At 42.2% G+C, this 18,291-nt stretch carries 15 protein-coding genes; 14 read left to right on the top strand and 1 reads right to left on the bottom strand.

What is annotated here, in order from left to right; all coding sequences use genetic code 11:
- Positions 1 to 24 precede the first annotated feature (24 nt).
- The 4 genes from purM to purD are packed head-to-tail and all read left to right on the top strand — an operon-like array spanning position 25 to position 4,473.
- A complete protein-coding gene (gene purM, locus QFZ73_RS09050; protein ID WP_251432244.1) occupies positions 25 to 1,050 on the top strand; it encodes a phosphoribosylformylglycinamidine cyclo-ligase in 1,026 nt (341 codons plus the stop codon).
- The gene (gene purN / locus QFZ73_RS09045) at positions 1,050 to 1,625 is read left to right on the top strand and encodes a phosphoribosylglycinamide formyltransferase (protein WP_307265498.1); all 576 of its coding nucleotides are present in this window, start codon (positions 1,050 to 1,052) and stop codon (positions 1,623 to 1,625) included. The genes purM and purN overlap by 1 nt, the downstream gene beginning before the upstream one ends.
- An 18-nt stretch (positions 1,626 to 1,643) precedes the next feature.
- Complete coding sequence (gene purH / locus QFZ73_RS09040) at positions 1,644 to 3,179, top strand: bifunctional phosphoribosylaminoimidazolecarboxamide formyltransferase/IMP cyclohydrolase (RefSeq protein WP_307265494.1); 1,536 nt, start codon at positions 1,644 to 1,646, stop codon at positions 3,177 to 3,179.
- 19 nt (positions 3,180 to 3,198) lie between these two features.
- On the top strand, positions 3,199 to 4,473 hold the full coding sequence (gene purD / locus QFZ73_RS09035; RefSeq protein ID WP_307265490.1) for a phosphoribosylamine--glycine ligase: 1,275 nt from the start codon (positions 3,199 to 3,201) through the stop codon (positions 4,471 to 4,473).
- 49 nt (positions 4,474 to 4,522) lie between these two features.
- Here the strand turns inward: purD and QFZ73_RS09030 are convergent, their stop codons facing one another.
- Entirely contained in the window at positions 4,523 to 4,789 is a 267-nt protein-coding gene (locus QFZ73_RS09030) for a YgaP-like transmembrane domain (RefSeq protein ID WP_251432233.1), read from the bottom strand.
- A gap of 146 nt (positions 4,790 to 4,935) precedes the next feature.
- Here QFZ73_RS09030 and QFZ73_RS09025 point away from each other — a divergent pair, with 146 nt between their 5' ends.
- The 10 genes from QFZ73_RS09025 to gatB all read left to right on the top strand — a co-directional run bounded on the left by QFZ73_RS09025 (position 4,936) and on the right by gatB (position 18,194).
- Positions 4,936 to 6,681, top strand: coding sequence for an adenine deaminase C-terminal domain-containing protein (locus QFZ73_RS09025; protein ID WP_307265485.1), 1,746 nt, complete (start codon positions 4,936 to 4,938; stop codon positions 6,679 to 6,681).
- A 43-nt stretch (positions 6,682 to 6,724) separates the two neighbouring features.
- The gene (locus QFZ73_RS09020) at positions 6,725 to 7,762 is read left to right on the top strand and encodes a DUF3048 domain-containing protein (RefSeq protein ID WP_307265482.1); all 1,038 of its coding nucleotides are present in this window, start codon (positions 6,725 to 6,727) and stop codon (positions 7,760 to 7,762) included.
- 26 nt (positions 7,763 to 7,788) lie between these two features.
- Positions 7,789 to 8,103 (top strand): YerC/YecD family TrpR-related protein, encoded by a 315-nt coding sequence (locus QFZ73_RS09015; protein WP_034306094.1) that lies wholly within the window; start codon positions 7,789 to 7,791, stop codon positions 8,101 to 8,103.
- 222 nt (positions 8,104 to 8,325) lie between these two features.
- Positions 8,326 to 9,009: a heptaprenylglyceryl phosphate synthase gene (gene pcrB, locus QFZ73_RS09010; RefSeq protein WP_251432224.1), complete on the top strand. Its 684-nt coding sequence runs from the start codon at positions 8,326 to 8,328 to the stop codon at positions 9,007 to 9,009.
- Positions 9,010 to 9,070: 61 nt separating this feature from the next.
- A complete protein-coding gene (gene pcrA / locus QFZ73_RS09005) occupies positions 9,071 to 11,317 on the top strand; it encodes a DNA helicase PcrA (protein ID WP_305159051.1) in 2,247 nt (748 codons plus the stop codon).
- Positions 11,318 to 11,420: 103 nt separating this feature from the next.
- On the top strand, positions 11,421 to 13,427 hold the full coding sequence (gene ligA / locus QFZ73_RS09000) for an NAD-dependent DNA ligase LigA (protein ID WP_307265476.1): 2,007 nt from the start codon (positions 11,421 to 11,423) through the stop codon (positions 13,425 to 13,427).
- Positions 13,428 to 13,438: 11 nt separating this feature from the next.
- Positions 13,439 to 14,608, top strand: coding sequence for a CamS family sex pheromone protein (locus QFZ73_RS08995; RefSeq protein ID WP_251432215.1), 1,170 nt, complete (start codon positions 13,439 to 13,441; stop codon positions 14,606 to 14,608).
- Positions 14,609 to 14,990: 382 nt separating this feature from the next.
- Positions 14,991 to 15,281 (top strand): Asp-tRNA(Asn)/Glu-tRNA(Gln) amidotransferase subunit GatC, encoded by a 291-nt coding sequence (gatC, locus tag QFZ73_RS08990; RefSeq protein WP_137018236.1) that lies wholly within the window; start codon positions 14,991 to 14,993, stop codon positions 15,279 to 15,281.
- Positions 15,282 to 15,293: 12 nt separating this feature from the next.
- A complete protein-coding gene (gene gatA, locus QFZ73_RS08985) occupies positions 15,294 to 16,754 on the top strand; it encodes an Asp-tRNA(Asn)/Glu-tRNA(Gln) amidotransferase subunit GatA (protein WP_307265466.1) in 1,461 nt (486 codons plus the stop codon).
- A gap of 12 nt (positions 16,755 to 16,766) precedes the next feature.
- A complete protein-coding gene (gatB, locus tag QFZ73_RS08980; protein WP_251432209.1) occupies positions 16,767 to 18,194 on the top strand; it encodes an Asp-tRNA(Asn)/Glu-tRNA(Gln) amidotransferase subunit GatB in 1,428 nt (475 codons plus the stop codon).
- The last annotated feature ends 97 nt before the right edge of the window (positions 18,195 to 18,291 follow it).

The following is an 18,291-nucleotide window of genomic DNA, read 5'->3' as shown; positions in this document are numbered from 1 at the left end:
TTGATTTTCGGAGGAGGATTTCAAATGGCTAATGCATATAAACAGGCTGGTGTGGATATTGAGGCTGGTTATGAAGCGGTAAATCGAATGAAAAAACATGTAAAGCGCACATTACGTCCAGAAGTAATGAATGGTCTGGGCGGTTTCGGCGGCATGTTTGATTTATCTTCCTTGAACCTTAAAGAACCTGTGCTCATTTCTGGTACGGATGGAGTGGGTACGAAACTTTTGTTGGCGTTCATGATGGATAAACACGATACAATTGGAGTGGATTGTGTAGCTATGTGTGTCAATGATGTTGTCGTTCAAGGTGCTGCACCTTTATACTTTTTAGATTATATTGCCTGCGGAAAAGCAGATCCTGAACGAATTGAAATGATCGTCAAAGGGATTGCAGATGGCTGTGAGCAGGCGGGCTGTGCTTTAATCGGCGGAGAAACAGCTGAAATGCCAGGCATGTACGAGACGGAAGAATACGATGTGGCAGGGTTTACTGTAGGTGCCGTTGAAAAATCACGTCTAATTACTGGTGAAGCGATCTCGGCGGGTGATGTCGTTATTGGACTCGCTTCAAGCGGCATCCACAGTAATGGGTATTCCCTTGTTCGTAAAGTCCTTCTTGAAGACTCAGGTTTGTCGCTTCATGACTTCGTACCGGAACTGGATTGCAAGTTGGGAGAGGAATTATTAAAACCGACAAAAATCTATGTGAAGTCCATTTTATCGACGTTGGAAAAATTTGATGTTAATGGTCTTGCCCATATCACTGGTGGAGGGTTCATCGAGAATATTCCGCGTATTCTTCCTGAAGGATGCGGTGTTGAAATCGAGCTTGGAAGCTGGAAAATTCCAACTATATTCTCATTCCTTGAAGAAAAAGGGAACCTTGTAAAAGAGGAAATGTTCAATATCTTCAATATGGGTATTGGAATGACAGCTGTCGTGAAAAAAGAAGTGGCATCAGATGTGCTAGCCCACCTACGGTCTTGCGGTGAAGAAGCCTCAGTTATTGGAACGGTTGTGGATGGAAATGGAGTGTCGTTCAAATAATGAAACGCCTTGCTGTCTTTGCATCAGGTAACGGTAGTAATTTTCAATCAATTGCTGAAGCAATAAAAAGTGGAAAGTTGGCGGCGGAAATCTGTCTTGTAATTTGCGATCGTGAAGACGCATATGTGCTTGAGAGAGCTAAGCTTGAGAATATTGATTCTTTCTCCTTTTCAGCGAAGAATTACTCTAACAAGACTGAGTATGAATCGGAAATCCTGGAAAAACTTCGCCAGTATGAGATAGAATTTATCATTCTGGCCGGATATATGCGTTTGATCGGTCCGACATTATTACAAAAGTATTCACAGAGGATTGTGAACATCCACCCTTCACTCTTGCCTAGTTTTCCAGGCAAGGATGCAATTGGCCAGGCTTTTAACGCCGGAGTGAAGGAAACGGGGGTAACGGTTCATTATGTTGATGATGGAATGGACACAGGACCGGTCATTGCCCAAAAAGCAGTGCCAATTCTTGAGGGGGATACGAAAGACATCCTCCAAAAAAGAATTCAGGAAATGGAGCATGACTTGTATCCGTCAGTTTTGCAGGAGCTATGCCACAAGAAACTTACTTAATGGAGGGACCAACATAACATGAAGAAACGTGCATTAATTAGTGTATCGGATAAAACGGGTATCGTAGAATTTGCTCAAGGTTTAATTGAAGCAGGTTTTGAAATTATTTCTACAGGCGGTACCAAAAAAACGTTGCAGGATAATGGTATTGAGGTAATTGGAATCAGTGACGTCACCGGTTTCCCGGAAATATTGGATGGACGTGTTAAAACGCTTCACCCGAATGTCCATGGAGCAGTGTTGGCAAAACATGATGACAAAAATCACGCAGCACAGCTTGCAGAGCATAATATTGAACCCATTCAACTTGTCTGTGTAAACCTATATCCATTCCAAGCGACTATTTCCAAACCGGAAGTCACTGTGGAAGATGCTATTGAAAACATCGATATCGGGGGACCGACAATGCTTCGTTCTTCTGCCAAAAACCACGAATATGTGACTGTTATCGTTGATTCCAATGATTATCCTACCGTATTGGCTGAGCTGAAACAAAACGGCGGGGTATCAAAAACCACGAATCGCCGCCTGGCTGCAAAAGTTTTCCGCCATACAGCAGCATATGATGCCGTTATTTCAGAGTATATGACAGAGCTTGCCGATGAAGAAAATCCTGAATCATTGACTGTTACCTATGAATTGAAACAGTCGCTTCGTTATGGGGAAAATCCACATCAAAAAGCCGCATTCTATAAAAAGCCGCTCGGTTCCGTTTTCTCAATTGCAGAAGCGAAGCAATTACATGGAAAAGAACTTTCATACAACAACATTAATGATGCTGATGCAGCACTTCAAATCGTTAAAGAATTCAATGAGCCGGCCGCTGTTGCAGTCAAACATATGAATCCTTGCGGCGTCGGTGTCGGTGCAACCATTTTGGAAGCATATGAAAAAGCTTATGAGGCAGATGCCACTTCCATATTCGGTGGGATCATCGCTTTGAATCGTGAAGTTGATAAGGCGACTGCGGAAAAACTTCATGAAATTTTCCTTGAAATCATCATTGCTCCTGGGTTTACGCAAGAGGCATTGGAAGTATTGACAAGCAAGAAAAACCTTCGCTTATTAACGATCGATTTCGACGCGGTTAAAAAGCCTGAACGTAAATTGACATCCATTGAAGGCGGATTACTTATTCAAGATCGGGATGCACATAGCTTAAAGGATGCAGAGGTAAAAGTGGCAACGAAACGTGAACCTACCCCTGAAGAGTGGAAAGCCATGGAACTTGGCTGGAAAATCGTGAAACATGTCAAGTCGAATGCAATAGTGGTAAGTAACGATCAAATGACATTAGGCGTTGGCGCAGGTCAAATGAACCGTGTGGGAGCTGCAAAAATTGCTCTGGAACAAGCTGGGGAAAGAGCGACAGGAAGTGCATTGGCATCAGATGCTTTCTTCCCAATGGATGATACTGTAGAAGCGGCAGCGAAAGCGGGCGTCACGGCAATCATTCAGCCTGGTGGATCTGTTAAAGATGAGGATTCAATCAAGAAAGCTGATGAATATGGGATTACGATGGTGTTTACAGGAATTCGTCACTTTAAACATTAATCAAAAATGAGGTGCGATAATGAATGTACTAGTAATTGGCCGGGGCGGCAGGGAGCATGCCATAGCCCGCAAGCTATTTGAAAGTAAACGGGTGGGGACTGTTTTTGCAGCACCGGGAAATCCAGGGATGACCGATGTAGCGACTCTTGTTCCAATTGATGAAAACAATCACGGGGATTTGGTTGCCTTTGCCAAGAAGAATGCAGTCTCATTAACGGTGATCGGGCCCGAAACCCCATTGTTGAATGGACTTGCCGATGATTTTACGGATGCAGGATTACAGGTATTTGGCCCTAATGGCCGTGCTGCAGTCATCGAGGGAAGTAAATCCTTTGCTAAAGATTTAATGAAGAACTACAGCATTCCGACAGCAGAATATGAAACATTTTCTGATTATGATTCAGCAAAAGCATATATCGAAAAAATGGGAGCCCCCATCGTCATAAAAGCGGATGGTTTGGCTGCAGGAAAAGGTGTCGTAGTTGCTATGACGATGGAAGAGGCGTTAGACGCCATCCATGATATGCTAGTCGGAGCAAAGTTCGGGGAAGCATCTGCCAAAGTCGTCATTGAGGAATTTCTTGATGGCGAGGAATTTTCATTGATGGCATTCGTTAATGGGGAAAAAGTGTATCCGATGGTAATTGCTCAAGATCATAAGCGGGTTTTTGATGGAGATCAGGGTCCGAACACAGGTGGAATGGGTGCATACTCACCGGTGCCGCAAATTTCCGATGAAATGATTCAGACTGCAGTCGAAACAATTCTTAAGCCCACGGTAAATGCGATGATATCGGAGAATCGGAGTTTTACAGGAATATTATATGCAGGGTTGATCGCTACTGAAAAAGGCACAAAAGTCATTGAGTTCAATGCCCGTTTTGGCGATCCGGAAACGCAAGTTGTTTTACCACGCCTAAAAACAGATTTCGTAGATACGCTAGAAGCGGTTCTTTCTGGAGAGGATTTACAACTTGAATGGCATGAAGAAGCCGTTCTTGGAGTGGTCGTCGCAGCTGATGGATATCCAGGGGAATATAAAAAGGGATCTATCATTAAAGGCTTGGAAAAGATTGATCCGAATGCCCATGTTTATCATGCTGGAACGGCTCTCAATAGTGAGGGGAATTTCATCTCGAATGGCGGACGTGTGCTTCTGGTCGCTGCAAAAGGGAAAGATTTGGCTTCCGCCCAAGCTGAAGTATATAAAGAGTTGGGGCATATTGAGAAAGATGGCTTATTCTGGCGAACGGATATTGGCTACCGTGCAATAAAATACAATTTTTCATCATAATATAAAGAAGCTGACTCTAAGCGGAGTCAGCTTCTTCTTTAGAAAAAACTTAATATGAATCAGGTTGGTTGGATTCATTTTCCTGTTTTGATTCGTTTTTCATAAAGCTTTGTCCGTTTTCCATTGCATCGACGACAGGACAATAGCGGAGAATGCCTTCGCCTATTTTCATGGCGGAAAGCATGACCACGAATAGATAAGATTGATTTTTCCATGGTTTTTTAACCATTTTAGCCATTGCCCATGTTAGAAGTGTAAAACCACAGGTAATTCGCATTAACGCATTTATTATACTGATATTTTGTTTAAACTTCATTTAAAGTCCATCCCTTCACAAAAATTTAACAATATTCTGGATAACATTACTGTTCTAATGAGGCAAGTATGTTACTATGAAATAAAATTGGATTGAAAATGGTTTTTTCATACGACTGTTTCTAAAAAATTATGGGGGAATGTTTAATGCTTGAACAGCGCTATAGATGGAAAAATAAGCATCTAAGAGAACATATAGATGTGCTGGATGGCAATAGGGCACCACACATTCTGCTTAAAAATACGACTTATTTAAATCAGGCTTTACGAAAATGGGTAAAAGCGAATATATGGATATATGATGATCGCATCATATATGTTGGCGATAAGCTTCCTGATAATATAGACCGCTGTGAAATGGTAGACTGTACAAACCAGTACTTAGTCCCGGGTTATATTGAGCCGCATTCACACCCTTCTCAATTATATAATCCCCTTTCTTTTTCACGTTATGCATCTCATTTTGGCACAACGACATTGATCAATGATAACTTGCCGTTTCTATTGCAGTTGGATAAAAAGAAAGCGTTTTCTCTTTTGAAAGAATTACGTAACATTCCTGTAACAATGTATTGGTGGAGCCGTTTTGACGGACAAACGGAATTGATCGATGAAGATATGGTCTTTTCCCATGGGGCCGTTAAATCATGGCTGGAGCATGATGCCGTATTACAGGGCGGGGAACTGACTGGATGGCCGAAGCTTCTCGATGGTGATGACATGATGTTGCACTGGATTCAGGAAGCCAAGCGAATGAGGAAGAAAATAGAAGGACACTTTCCAGGTGCTTCAGAGAAGACTTTAGCAAAAATGACCTTGTTCGGCGCCGATTGTGATCATGAGGCAATGACAGGTGATGAAGTCATGTCGCGCTTGCTGCAGGGCTATTATGTATCGTTAAGACATTCTTCGATCCGGCCGGATCTTCCAAAGATGATCAAGGAAATCCATGAACTGGGCATTGATCATTATGACAAATTCTTTTATACGACAGATGGATCGCCGCCATCCTTTTATGAAGGTGGTTTCATAGACTGCTTGATTAAAATAGCGATAGAGAATGGCGTTCCGGTCATCGATGCATACAATATGGCAACTATCAACATTGCACGATATTATAACATTGAGTACCTTCATGGCAATATTGCCACTGGAAGGGTAGCGAACATCAACTTCCTGACCGATGTAAAGGAACCTGCACCGGTTTCGGTAATGGCAAAAGGTAAATGGGTTAAAAGGGATGGTGAAATCATTCCGGATAAACAGGAAATCGAATGGAGTGATTTCGATTTTAAACCACTTGATCTTGATTGGGAGCTTAGTTTAAAGGAAGATTTTGAATTTTCCATGCCGTTTGGGATTGAATTGGTCAATAATGTAATTACTAAACCGTACTCCCTTGCCAATGATGTTGGGCATGAAGAACTGAACTTTGAGGATGATGAATGCTTTTTCATGCTTATTGATCGGGAAGGGAAATGGCGCATCAATACGATATTAAAAGGGTTTGCGGATAAATTGTGTGGCTTTGCTGGCTCTTATACAAATACAGGTGATATCATACTAATCGGTAAAAGGAAAAAGGATATGCATTTGGCATTTAACCGGCTGAAGGAGATTGGCGGTGGAATCGTTTTAACGGAACACGGAAAGGTGATTCATGAACTTCCTCTGAAATTAAAGGGAGTCATGTCCACCAAAGAAGTTCCTGAACTGATTGAAGAGGAAAATGAATTGAAAACTTTGCTGCGTGAGAGGGGTTATCGCTTCGCCGATCCTGTGTACACCCTTTCATTCTTTTCGACAACCCATCTGCCATATATAAGGCTAACCCAGCGGGGAGTATATGATGTTATGAATAAAACTATACTCTTTCCCACTATAATGCGTTAAAATATAAGAGAAGAAATGGCTAATAAATCAGAGGAGTGGAAAGATGAATTTAAAGAGAGTTCTTTTCATCGTTATTGCTATTTTACTGCTGGCAGGCTGTTCGACGAAAGAAGATCCTGCGACGGATGACAGTAAGCCGAAAGACCAGGCTGTCATCAAAAATACAGATGTGAAAAATGAACCTTCCAATAAGTTTCCACTTACGGGTATAGCCACCGATGAAGGCAGTGAGCAAAGGGCTGCAGCAGTGATGATTAATAATCATCCGGAAGCACGCCCACAATCGGGCCTCTCAGAAGCCGATGTCGTCTACGAAATGCTCGCAGAAGGTGACATAACCAGATTTTTAGCTATCTTCCAAAGTGAAATGCCAAGCCAAATCGGTCCGATTCGGAGTGCAAGGGACTATTATATCGAATTGGCTAAAGGCCTGGATTGCATCTATGTGTGCCATGGGAATAGCCCCGAGGCAAAAACCATGCTGGACAAAGGGTATATTGATAACTTGAACGGATTATATTATGATGGTACTTTGTTTCAACGTTCGGCAGATCGAAAAGCACCTCATAATTCCTACACCTCCTTTGATGATATCCAAAAAGGCGCGGAGGAAAAGGGATATGAGTTGAATGGTGCACCGGAGCCTTATACTTTCCTGACAAAGGAAGAGGAGGCTGGCCTTCAAGGGGAACCGGCATTGAAAACCGAAATTTCCTACGGATCAGACGAGTATGATATACAGTATGAATACGAAGCCACGGAAGAGAAATATAAACGTTATTCGAATGGAGAGCAAACAGTCGAACATAAATCGAATACACCTATTTTACTGGATAATATATTGATCATTGAGGCTGCTCATCAAGTGATTGACGATAAAGGGCGTCGTAAAATCGACTTGAAAAGTGGCGGAAAAGGTTATTTACTTCAAAAAGGAAAAGCGAATGAAGTAGAATGGGTTAATAAGGATGGTCGGATTATACCAGTGAAAAACGATGAAGAAGTAGGGTTGATTCCAGGGAAAACCTGGGTCAATATTATTCCGGATGAACCTGGTTTAGTAGGAGACGTCACATTTTGATACCCATGAAATTGAGGGGGAGTAACATGCAAATTGATAAGTTAAGGGGAAAAGAAACTGATCAGCTGTTTAAGTCGATCCTTTCCTTGCGTGATTTGGACGAATGCTATCGATTTTTTGATGATTTATGCACAGTCAATGAAATATCATCACTGGCACAGCGTCTTGAAGTAGCCCGCATGCTTGAAGAAGGTAAAACCTATCATAAAATCGAAACGGAAACGGGTGCAAGCACGGCTACGATTTCCAGGGTCAAACGCTGCTTGAATTATGGAAATGATGCTTATTCTATGGCACTTAACCGTATTAAGGATAACGTTGAGGAAACAACTGAATCTTAATTCTATCGATTATAATAAAAAGCCGAGGAATTCATTTCCCGGCTTTTTATTTTGGGGGTCCATCACTCTCTTTGCCGGCTGTCTTTCAGCCGTATCCGTGTTATATTGGAATTTAGATTCTGAGGTTCCATTTGGTAATAACATTTTATCGATACTTCTCTTTTTTAATGAAAAATCTTAATGCTATAATGGTGTAATGGGAAGTGTGATTGGAGGATTATAATGTACGATTTTCGCGAGTGGAAGCATGTTTTCAAACTCGATCCAAATAAAGAAATAAGTGATGATGCCCTTGAGAAAGTCTGTGAATCCGGTACTGATGCAATCATGGTCGGGGGAACTGATGGAATCACGCTTGAGAATGTGCTTCATTTAATGGCACGTGTCAGACGATATACCGTTCCATGTGTGATGGAAATTTCTTCTGTTGAAACGGTGACCCCAGGGTTTGATTTATATTTCATTCCGAGTGTCCTGAATAGCACCAACCCGGATTGGATGATGAAACTGCATCAGCAAGCAGTCAAGGAATACGGATACCTTTTGAATTGGGATGAAATTTTCGTTGAAGGGTACTGTATTCTGAATCCAGAGTGCAAGGCGGCCCAATTGACGAAAGCCAATACCGATTTGGATATGGATGATGTGGGTGCATACGCGATGATGGCAGAAAAGATGTTCAACCTGCCGATTTTTTATTTGGAATACAGCGGTGATTATGGCGATGTCCAGATGGTGGAAGCGGCCAAAGAAAGTTTGGAGGATACCGTACTATTCTATGGCGGTGGGATAAAATCGGTTGAACAGGCCAAAGAAATGTCTAAGATTGCGGATGTCATCGTTGTCGGCAATGTGATTTATGAAGATTTGAAAGTGGCACTTGCAACAGTTTCGGCAGTTAAATGAAATCATGTAATAAATATAGTATACTAAAACAGAAACGAATGTTCGTATAGGTGGTGTGATAATGCAATATTTAGCGGAAAAATTACTAATAGGTTTGAATGAACAGCAACAAAAAGCAGTTAAATCAACTGATGGCCCACTTTTAATCATGGCTGGGGCAGGAAGTGGAAAGACGCGTGTGCTGACTCACCGAATAGCTTACTTGATGGTCGAGAAGGAAATAGCGCCTTGGAACATCCTCGCAATCACGTTCACCAACAAAGCGGCACGTGAGATGAAGGAGAGGATCCGTGCCATACTTGGCGGTGCATCCGAAGATATCTGGATTTCAACTTTCCACTCGATGTGTGTCCGCATTTTACGAAGAGATATCGACCGTATCGGATTTAATAGGAACTTCTCGATATTGGATACGACGGATCAGCAATCGGTCATAAAACAAATCATGAAAGATCGTAATATGGATACAAAGAAATATGATTACCGTGCCATTTTGGGTAGCATCAGTTCAGCGAAAAATGAATTGGTCGGGCCGGAAGAGTACCTGAAGACGGCGTCTGATTACTTCACTAAAGTAACTGCCGATGTATATACGGAGTATCAAAAACGGCTGCGTAAAAATTCAGCGCTTGATTTCGATGATTTGATCATGATGACGATTCAATTGTTCCAGCTCGTACCTGAGGTGCTTGAATATTATCAGCGTAAATTTCAATACATTCATGTTGATGAGTACCAAGATACGAACAGGGCTCAATACATGCTTGTTAAACTACTGGCTTCACGCTTCCGTAATCTCTGTGTTGTCGGGGATTCCGATCAATCGATCTATCGTTGGCGCGGTGCGGATATTGCGAATATCCTTTCATTTGAAAAGGATTATCCGAATGCCAACATGATTTTCCTTGAACAGAATTACCGCTCGACGAAAAAGATTCTTGCAGCGGCGAATAAGGTCATCGGTAACAATCAAAACCGTAAGCCGAAAAATCTTTGGACCGAGAATGCAGATGGCAATAAGTTATTCTATTACCGTGCAGACAATGAACAAGGGGAAGCGCAATTTGTAGCCGGAAAGATAAATGAGTTAGTTCAGGGCGGCAGCAGGAAATATTCCGATATAGCAATACTTTACAGAACAAATGCACAATCACGTGTCATGGAGGAAGTTCTGCTTAAATCCAATATAAATTATGCAATAGTCGGGGGAACCAAGTTCTATGACCGTAAAGAGATTAAGGATTTACTTGCCTATCTTCGCCTTATTGCGAATCCTGATGATGACATCAGTCTCCGCCGTGTAATCAATGTACCAAAACGCGGAATTGGTGCAACTTCAATGGACAAAGTGGCAGATTATGCAGATCAATATGATGTTTCCATTTATAAAGCACTCGAATCTGTGGAAATGGTGGGGATAAGCGGGAAGGCTACCAAAGCGGCAAGGGAATTCCATACGCTGATCACCAACTATACAAATCAGCAGGAGTACCTATCCGTGACGGAACTGGTGGAGGAAGTCATTAAGAAAACCGGTTACCGTGAGATGCTGCAGGCAGAGAAAACGATTGAATCACAAAGCAGGCTTGAAAACATAGATGAGTTTTTATCTGTTACTAAAGCATTCGAAAGTAACAGCGAGGACAAATCATTGGTGGGCTTTTTGACTGACCTGGCGTTGGTTGCCGATATAGACCAACTTGATGAGAATTCCGAAGAAGCTACAAATATGGTAACGTTGATGACGCTGCATTCAGCCAAGGGACTTGAATATCCGGTGGTCTTTCTATTGGGCCTTGAAGAAGGGGTTTTCCCTCACAGCCGCTCGCTTATGGATGAAGAGGAGATGGAAGAAGAACGCCGTCTGGCTTATGTGGGAATTACAAGGGCTGAAAATGAACTATTTATAAGCAATGCCCAAATGCGGACATTGTATGGACGGACGAGCATGAATCCAGTTTCACGTTTTATCAGTGAAATACCAGAGGAACTTCTTGAAGATCTAAAACCGAAACCGGCTCCAAGGGCTAGGCAAACACCTTTCAGTTCTTCGAGAACCGGATCTCCTTCAACAGCTTCCACAAGAAAAGTGCCTGCCTTTGGCAGAGCTGTTTCTGCACCATCCGCAACGGGCGGTGAAGAGATCGGCTGGGCTGTCGGCGACCGTGCATCCCATAAAAAATGGGGGATAGGAACAGTGGTGAGCGTAAAAGGGGAAGGCGAAGGGAAGGAACTGGATATTGCCTTTCCAAGTCCAATCGGCATCAAACGCCTATTGGCGAAATTTGCACCAGTTGAAAAAGCATAAGCTATTAATATGCTTCTACTGGTAAAGAATAGGGATATCTGACTTTAGACACCGCTCTTCTAAAAGAAGTGCGGTGGAGTCTTCTTTAGAAAGGATTGAACGTATGGACTTACAAGCTGCAGAGAAGAAAGTTCTGGAACTGCAAACGTTATTGAACCAATACAGCTATGAATATTATGTGATGGACCAGCCATCAGTACCTGATGCTGAATATGATCGGCTACTCCGTGAACTTATTGAGTATGAGGAGAAATTTCCGGAACTGCAAACGGCGGACTCACCGACACAACGGGTCGGTGGCGCCATTTTGGATATGTTTGAAAAAGTGGAGCATACCACACCGATGCTTAGTTTAGGCAATGCCTTCAATGTAAGTGACTTACGGGATTTTGACAGAAAGGTCAGACAATCTGTAGGTGACGATTTTTCCTATGTATGTGAATTGAAAATTGATGGACTTGCCGTCACTCTTCAATATGAGAATGGATATTTCGTAAGAGGGGCAACCCGTGGAGATGGAACGATCGGTGAAGATATTACCGCTAATTTGAAAACGATCAAGTCGATTCCATTAAAGTTGCGGGAGCCGGTTGCCATAGAAGTGCGCGGTGAGGCCTTCATGCCAAAAAAATCATTCGAATCATTAAATAAGGCTAAGGAAGAACGCGGTGAGGAACCATTTGCAAACCCACGAAATGCAGCTGCCGGTTCGTTAAGGCAGCTTGATCCAAAACTTGCTGCAAAACGGAACTTGGATATTTTCCTTTATGCGATTGCCGATTTCGGGGAAACAGGGGTCCGTTCCCACAGTGAGGGTTTGGATTTATTGGATAGGCTCGGGTTTAAGACGAATCGGGAAAGAAAAACATGCTCGAATATAGAGGAAGTACTGGCTTATATAGTAGAATGGACGGAACACCGTCCAAACTTAGCCTATGATATTGATGGAATTGTCGTAAAGGTGGATTCCCTTGAACAGCAGGATGAATTAGGTTTTACTGCAAAAAGTCCGCGATGGGCCATTGCTTATAAATTCCCAGCTGAAGAAGTCATTACAACCCTAAGGGATATCGAGCTCAATGTTGGCCGTACGGGTGTATTGACCCCGACCGCCGTTTTGGATCCCGTTAGGGTAGCGGGTACGACTGTTCAGCGAGCTTCACTTCATAACGAAGACTTAATCCGTGAAAAGGACATCAGAATCGGAGATCAAGTGGTCGTGAAAAAAGCCGGTGATATCATTCCAGAAGTGGTCAATGTACTGGCAGAGCGCCGTACAGGGGAAGAAGTCGAGTTCCAGATGCCGACTGAGTGTCCGGAATGCAGCAGTGAACTTGTTCGGCTGGACGGGGAGGTTGCTTTACGCTGCATCAACCCGAAGTGTCCTGCACAAATACGGGAAGGCTTGATTCACTTTGTTTCCCGCACAGCAATGAATATAGACAGTCTTGGTGAAAAAGTGATTAGCTTGTTGTTTAAAGAAGAACTCATACAAGATGTGGCTGATATTTATAAGCTTACATACGATCAACTGATTGCTTTGGAAAGGATGGGGGATAAATCCGTCAATAAACTTCTTCAAGCAATCGAAGCTTCGAAAACCAACTCGTTGGAAAAATTACTATTCGGGCTGGGCATTCGCCATGTTGGTTCAAAAGCGGCCAAGACGCTTGCGAGGGAATTCGGGACGATGGAAGCATTAAGCATGGCGAGCCGTGAAGAACTAACGGCCATTAATGAAATAGGTGATAAGATGGCCGATTCCATCGTTGCTTATTTTGAATTGGAAGAAGTCCATGCATTACTGAATGAGTTGGATGCAGCCGGTGTAAATCTTACTTTCAAAGGGCCAAGAGCTGTTGCTATTGAAGATATCGACTCCGTTTTTTCCGGTAAAACAGTCGTTTTAACGGGTAAACTGCATAAGCTAACACGTAACGAAGCAAAAGAGAAATTAGAGGCGCTAGGAGCTAACGTTGCTGGAAGTGTCAGCAAGAAAACCGATTTGGTCGTAGCTGGCGAAGATGCCGGTTCCAAACTGGCAAAAGCTGAAAGCCTAGGCGTCATGGTATGGGATGAAGAGAGACTGATTGAGGAACTAAATAAATAAGAGGTGTAGCTATGAGGAAACACTCTATTTTGGGGATGATTCTTATACTGCTTCTTGCTGGATGTGCGCCTAGTTTTGAGGATAAGCAAGAGGTAGTTCAAGACTCCAAAGACAAAAAAGAAACGGCAATTATTCCGAAGTATAAAATTTCGGAAGAATATTATCAAACAATCCTACCGTTTGAACCATCAAAAGCACGCGGTTTGGTCGTATCCAATCTAAATACCCGATATGACATTGAAGAATTCGAAAATGGATTGATGCGGTTGGCCCAAACCCAATTCGACCCGGAAGATTACCTGTTTCAAGAGGGGCAAATACTAGATAGTTCCGAGATATCTTCCTGGCTGAACAGAAAATATACCGATAGTCAGTTGAAAGAAAAGGACATGAAAGCCTCAAAGAATCTTGGCTTGAATCCGGTTGATCCAGGTAAAGGTGACATTGATAAGCGGAATGAAGAAAATCCGATCTATCTTGCCCATATTTTAGAACATAATTACTTGGTAAAAACAAAAGATAATTCAGTGAGCCTAGGCGGAGTTGTAATAGGTCTTGCGCTGAATTCAGTGCATTACTATCAAAAAGAGGCATACGGTGCCACCTATGAAAATAAAATCGATAGTAAAAAGCTAAAGCAAGAAGGGGAGAAAATTGCTGCAGAAGTCTTAAAAAGGCTGCGTAAAAAGGACAAGCTGAAAAATGTTCCGATTACGATTGCCTTATTCGAGCAAAATGAAAAATCTTCAGTAGTCCCTGGGAATTTCATTTCCTATACAAATATCGATAAAAACTCTAACAATATTGGAAAATGGACGAACTTGGACGAAGAGTATTTCCTATTTCCTTCTGCCGGTGCTGAAAAAAAATACCGTGATGACGTCAATACTTTCACGAACTTTAAAGAAGATGTCGAAGAATATTTCCCTAACTTTAATGGAGTCATCGGCAGGGCGTTCTATATGGATGATCAATTGCAAAGTCTGAACATCGATATCCCCATTCAATTTTATGGGAACTCGGAAGCGATCGGCTTTACCCAATATGTTGCTGGGCTTGTAATGGAACGTTTCCCGAACTATATTGCCGTACAGGTATCCATTACCTCTGTAAATGGACCTGAAGCGCTCATAGTCCGTGAAGCAAATCAGGACGAACCAACCGTGCATATATACGAATGAAAAAAGATGAAGCTTACCGGCTTCATCTTTTTTGTGATCCACTTTAAAATTGGAATCTATTTCTTGTGAAATTCAAAATAACCTTTAACCCAGAAACAAAAATATATAGTAGAAAGTAAACCCTTCCATCTCAGGAAGCAAATTCTTTAAAAAGGGAAAAATTGTCGGATTTTAAAGGCCTTATTTTCATTTCCCCGGAAATTTCGGCAACTTTCCCATATTTCCCGGAAAATATCTCTTTTTCCTTATGAAATAATTGAATTTCGACAATGTATCTCTTGTTGCTTTACTGTGTAATAGTTTGATATGATTTAAACGATGATTATATGGAGAAAAGCGACGGAATTCAGTCGATTTTGATATTTTTTCGGAGGTGAAGAGAATGTCACGTATTTCTATGGAACAAGTTAAACACGTTGCCCATTTGGCTCGTTTGGCCATTACGGAAGAAGAAGCACAACAGTTTCAGCATCAGCTTGACCAAATGATTTCATTCGCAGAGCAGTTGAATGAGCTTGATACGGATCAAGTAAACCCGACTTCTCACGTTTTGGATATGAAGAATGTTATGCGCGAAGATGTCGCAAAACCGGGATTGCCAGTAGAAGAAGTAGTTAAAAATGCACCGGATAGCAAAGATGGATATATCCGTGTACCATCAATAATTGAATAAGGAGGGACAATGATGTCGTTGTTCGAACAAAAGGTTTCTGAGCTTCATGAACGCTTACATAAGAAAGAGATAAGTGTCACTGATCTTGTTAACGAATCGTATAAGCGAATCGGACAAGTAGAGGACAAGGTGAAGGCATTTTTGACACTTGATGAAGAAAACGCCCGCAATCAAGCAAAACGATTGGATGATCAATTGGTAAAAGGCGAGAACGAAGGCGCTTTATTTGGTATGCCAATCGGAGTGAAGGATAATATTGTCACTAAAAATTTGCGTACGACTTGTGCGAGCAAAATTTTGGAGAACTTTGATCCAATCTATGATGCAACCGTTGTTCAAAAGCTACAGAAGGCAGAAACGGTTACGATCGGGAAATTGAATATGGATGAGTTTGCGATGGGTTCTTCTAATGAGAACTCCGCATTTCAGGCAACACGCAACCCTTGGAACCTGGAATATGTGCCAGGCGGTTCTTCGGGTGGTTCAGCTGCATCTGTCGCTTCTGGTGAAGTCCTATTCTCTTTAGGTTCCGATACGGGTGGATCGATCCGCCAACCAGCGGCATATTGTGGAGTTGTAGGCTTAAAACCTACATATGGACGGGTTTCCCGATTCGGACTTGTAGCATTTGCGTCTTCATTGGACCAAATTGGGCCGGTTACAAGAACGGTTGAAGATAACGCTTATTTGCTTGAAGCGATTTCAGGTGTAGATTCAATGGATTCGACCTCTGCTAATGTTGATGTGCCGAATTTTGTGAATTCATTAACAGGCGATGTTAGAGGATTGAAAATAGCTGTGCCTAAAGAATACCTTGGTGAAGGCGTTGGCGAAGAAGCACGTAATTCCGTACTTGAAGCGTTAAAAGTATTAGAGGGACTTGGAGCTGAATGGGAAGAGGTATCCTTGCCGCATTCCAAGTATGCTTTAGCTGCCTATTATCTGCTATCTTCATCGGAAGCATCGGCTAACCTTTCACGTTTTGACGGAGTGCGTTACGGACATCGTACAGATAATGCAGAAACTCTTATAGAAATGTATAAGCAAACCCGTGCAGAAGGATTCGGTGACGAAGTGAAACGCCGTATCATGCTTGGAACGTTCTCCTTAAGTTCCGGTTATTATGATGCTTATTATAAAAAGGCTCAAAAAGTACGTACATTAATCAAAAAAGACTTTGAAGATGTTTTTGAAAAATACGATGTCATCGTTGGGCCGACTACACCTACGTCTGCATTTAAAATTGGTGAAAAAGTCGACGATCCATTAACGATGTATGCGAATGATATCTTGACGATTCCAGTCAATCTTGCTGGTGTACCAGGTATATCCGTACCATGTGGATTCGCAGCGAATGGGCTGCCGCTTGGACTGCAAATGATTGGGAAGCATTTTGATGAAAGCACGATTTATCGCGCGGCTCACGCATTTGAGCAAGCAACAGATTTTCATAAACAATTTCCTAAGCTGTAAGGGGTGAAAATAATGGACTTTGAAACGGTGATTGGTCTAGAAGTACACGTAGAATTAAAAACGGATTCTAAAATTTTCTCAGCGAGCCCAAATCATTTTGGTGCCGCTCCAAATAGTAACACGACTGTAATTGACCTAGGTTACCCAGGTGTATTGCCTGTCGTCAATAAAAAGGCTGTTGATTTTGCAATGAAGGCTGCAATTGCCCTGAATTGCGAAGTGGCGGAAATTACGAAATTCGACCGGAAAAACTATTTTTACCCGGACAATCCTAAAGCATACCAAATTTCACAGTTCGATCAACCGATCGGTGAGCATGGTTGGATTGAAATCGAAGTGGGCGGCAAGAAAAAGAAAATTGGCATTACCCGCATTCATATGGAAGAGGATGCTGGAAAGCTGACACATAAAGGGAACTATTCACTGTGTGATTATAACCGCCAAGGTACGCCTCTTGTTGAAATCGTATCCGAACCGGATATCACTTCACCGGAAGAAGCTTATGCTTATCTGGAAAAGTTGAAATCCATCATTCAATACACCGGCGTTTCCGATTGTAAAATGGAAGAAGGCTCACTTCGCTGTGATGCTAACATTTCCTTGAAACCTGTCGGCCAAAAAGAATTTGGTACGAAAACCGAATTGAAAAACCTGAACTCATTCAACTTCGTTCGTAAAGGGTTGGAGCATGAAGAAATCCGACAAGCGGAAATCTTGAATGAAGGCGGCATAATCGAACAGGAAACTCGCCGGTTCGACGAAGCTACAGGCAGAACGGTACTAATGCGAATTAAGGAAGGCTCCGATGATTACCGTTACTTCCCGGAACCGGATTTATTGACAATCCATATCGATGAAGAATGGAAAGCGCGTATTGCTGCCGAGATTCCGGAACTTCCGGATGCACGGAAAAAACGCTATGTCGAAGAATTTGGCTTACCGGAATATGATGCAGCCGTTTTAACGGTAACGAAAGAAAGTGCTGATTTCTTTGAAGCGACAGTCGCTTCGGGCGCTGATGCAAAACTAGCATCTAACTGGATCATGGGTGAGGTTTCCGCTTTCTTGAATGCAGAAGGCAAAGAGCTACATGATGTCAAATTGACTGCTGAATCGTTGGCTGGAATGATCAAGCTTATTGAAGATGGCACGATTTCTTCTAAAATCGCTAAAAAAGTTTTCAAAGAATTGATTGAAAACGGAGGGGATGCTGAAACGATCGTCAAGGAGAAGGGACTAGTCCAAATTTCCGATGAAGGCGCATTGCTTACAGCCGTTGAAGAAGCATTGAATAATAACCCGCAATCGATTGAAGATTTTAAGGCCGGTAAACAAAAAGCAATCGGCTTCCTTGTCGGACAGATCATGAAGGCGACAAAAGGACAAGCCAATCCACAGCTTGTTAATAAAATTTTGGTGGAAGAAATCAATAAACGTTAATATTGACCGTATCACTTTTAAAGTGGTACGGTTTTCTCTTGATTAAGGAAAGAGATCTCTGAGAAAAATAACAAGCGGGAAAAAAATTTTTGGTTTT

The sequence above is a fragment of the Peribacillus sp. V2I11 genome (genome assembly GCF_030817135.1).
Taxonomy (GTDB): domain Bacteria; phylum Bacillota; class Bacilli; order Bacillales; family DSM-1321; genus Peribacillus; species Peribacillus simplex.
The sequence above is the reverse complement of the archived record's forward strand: the minus strand, read 5'-3'. Positions and strand labels throughout refer to the sequence as shown.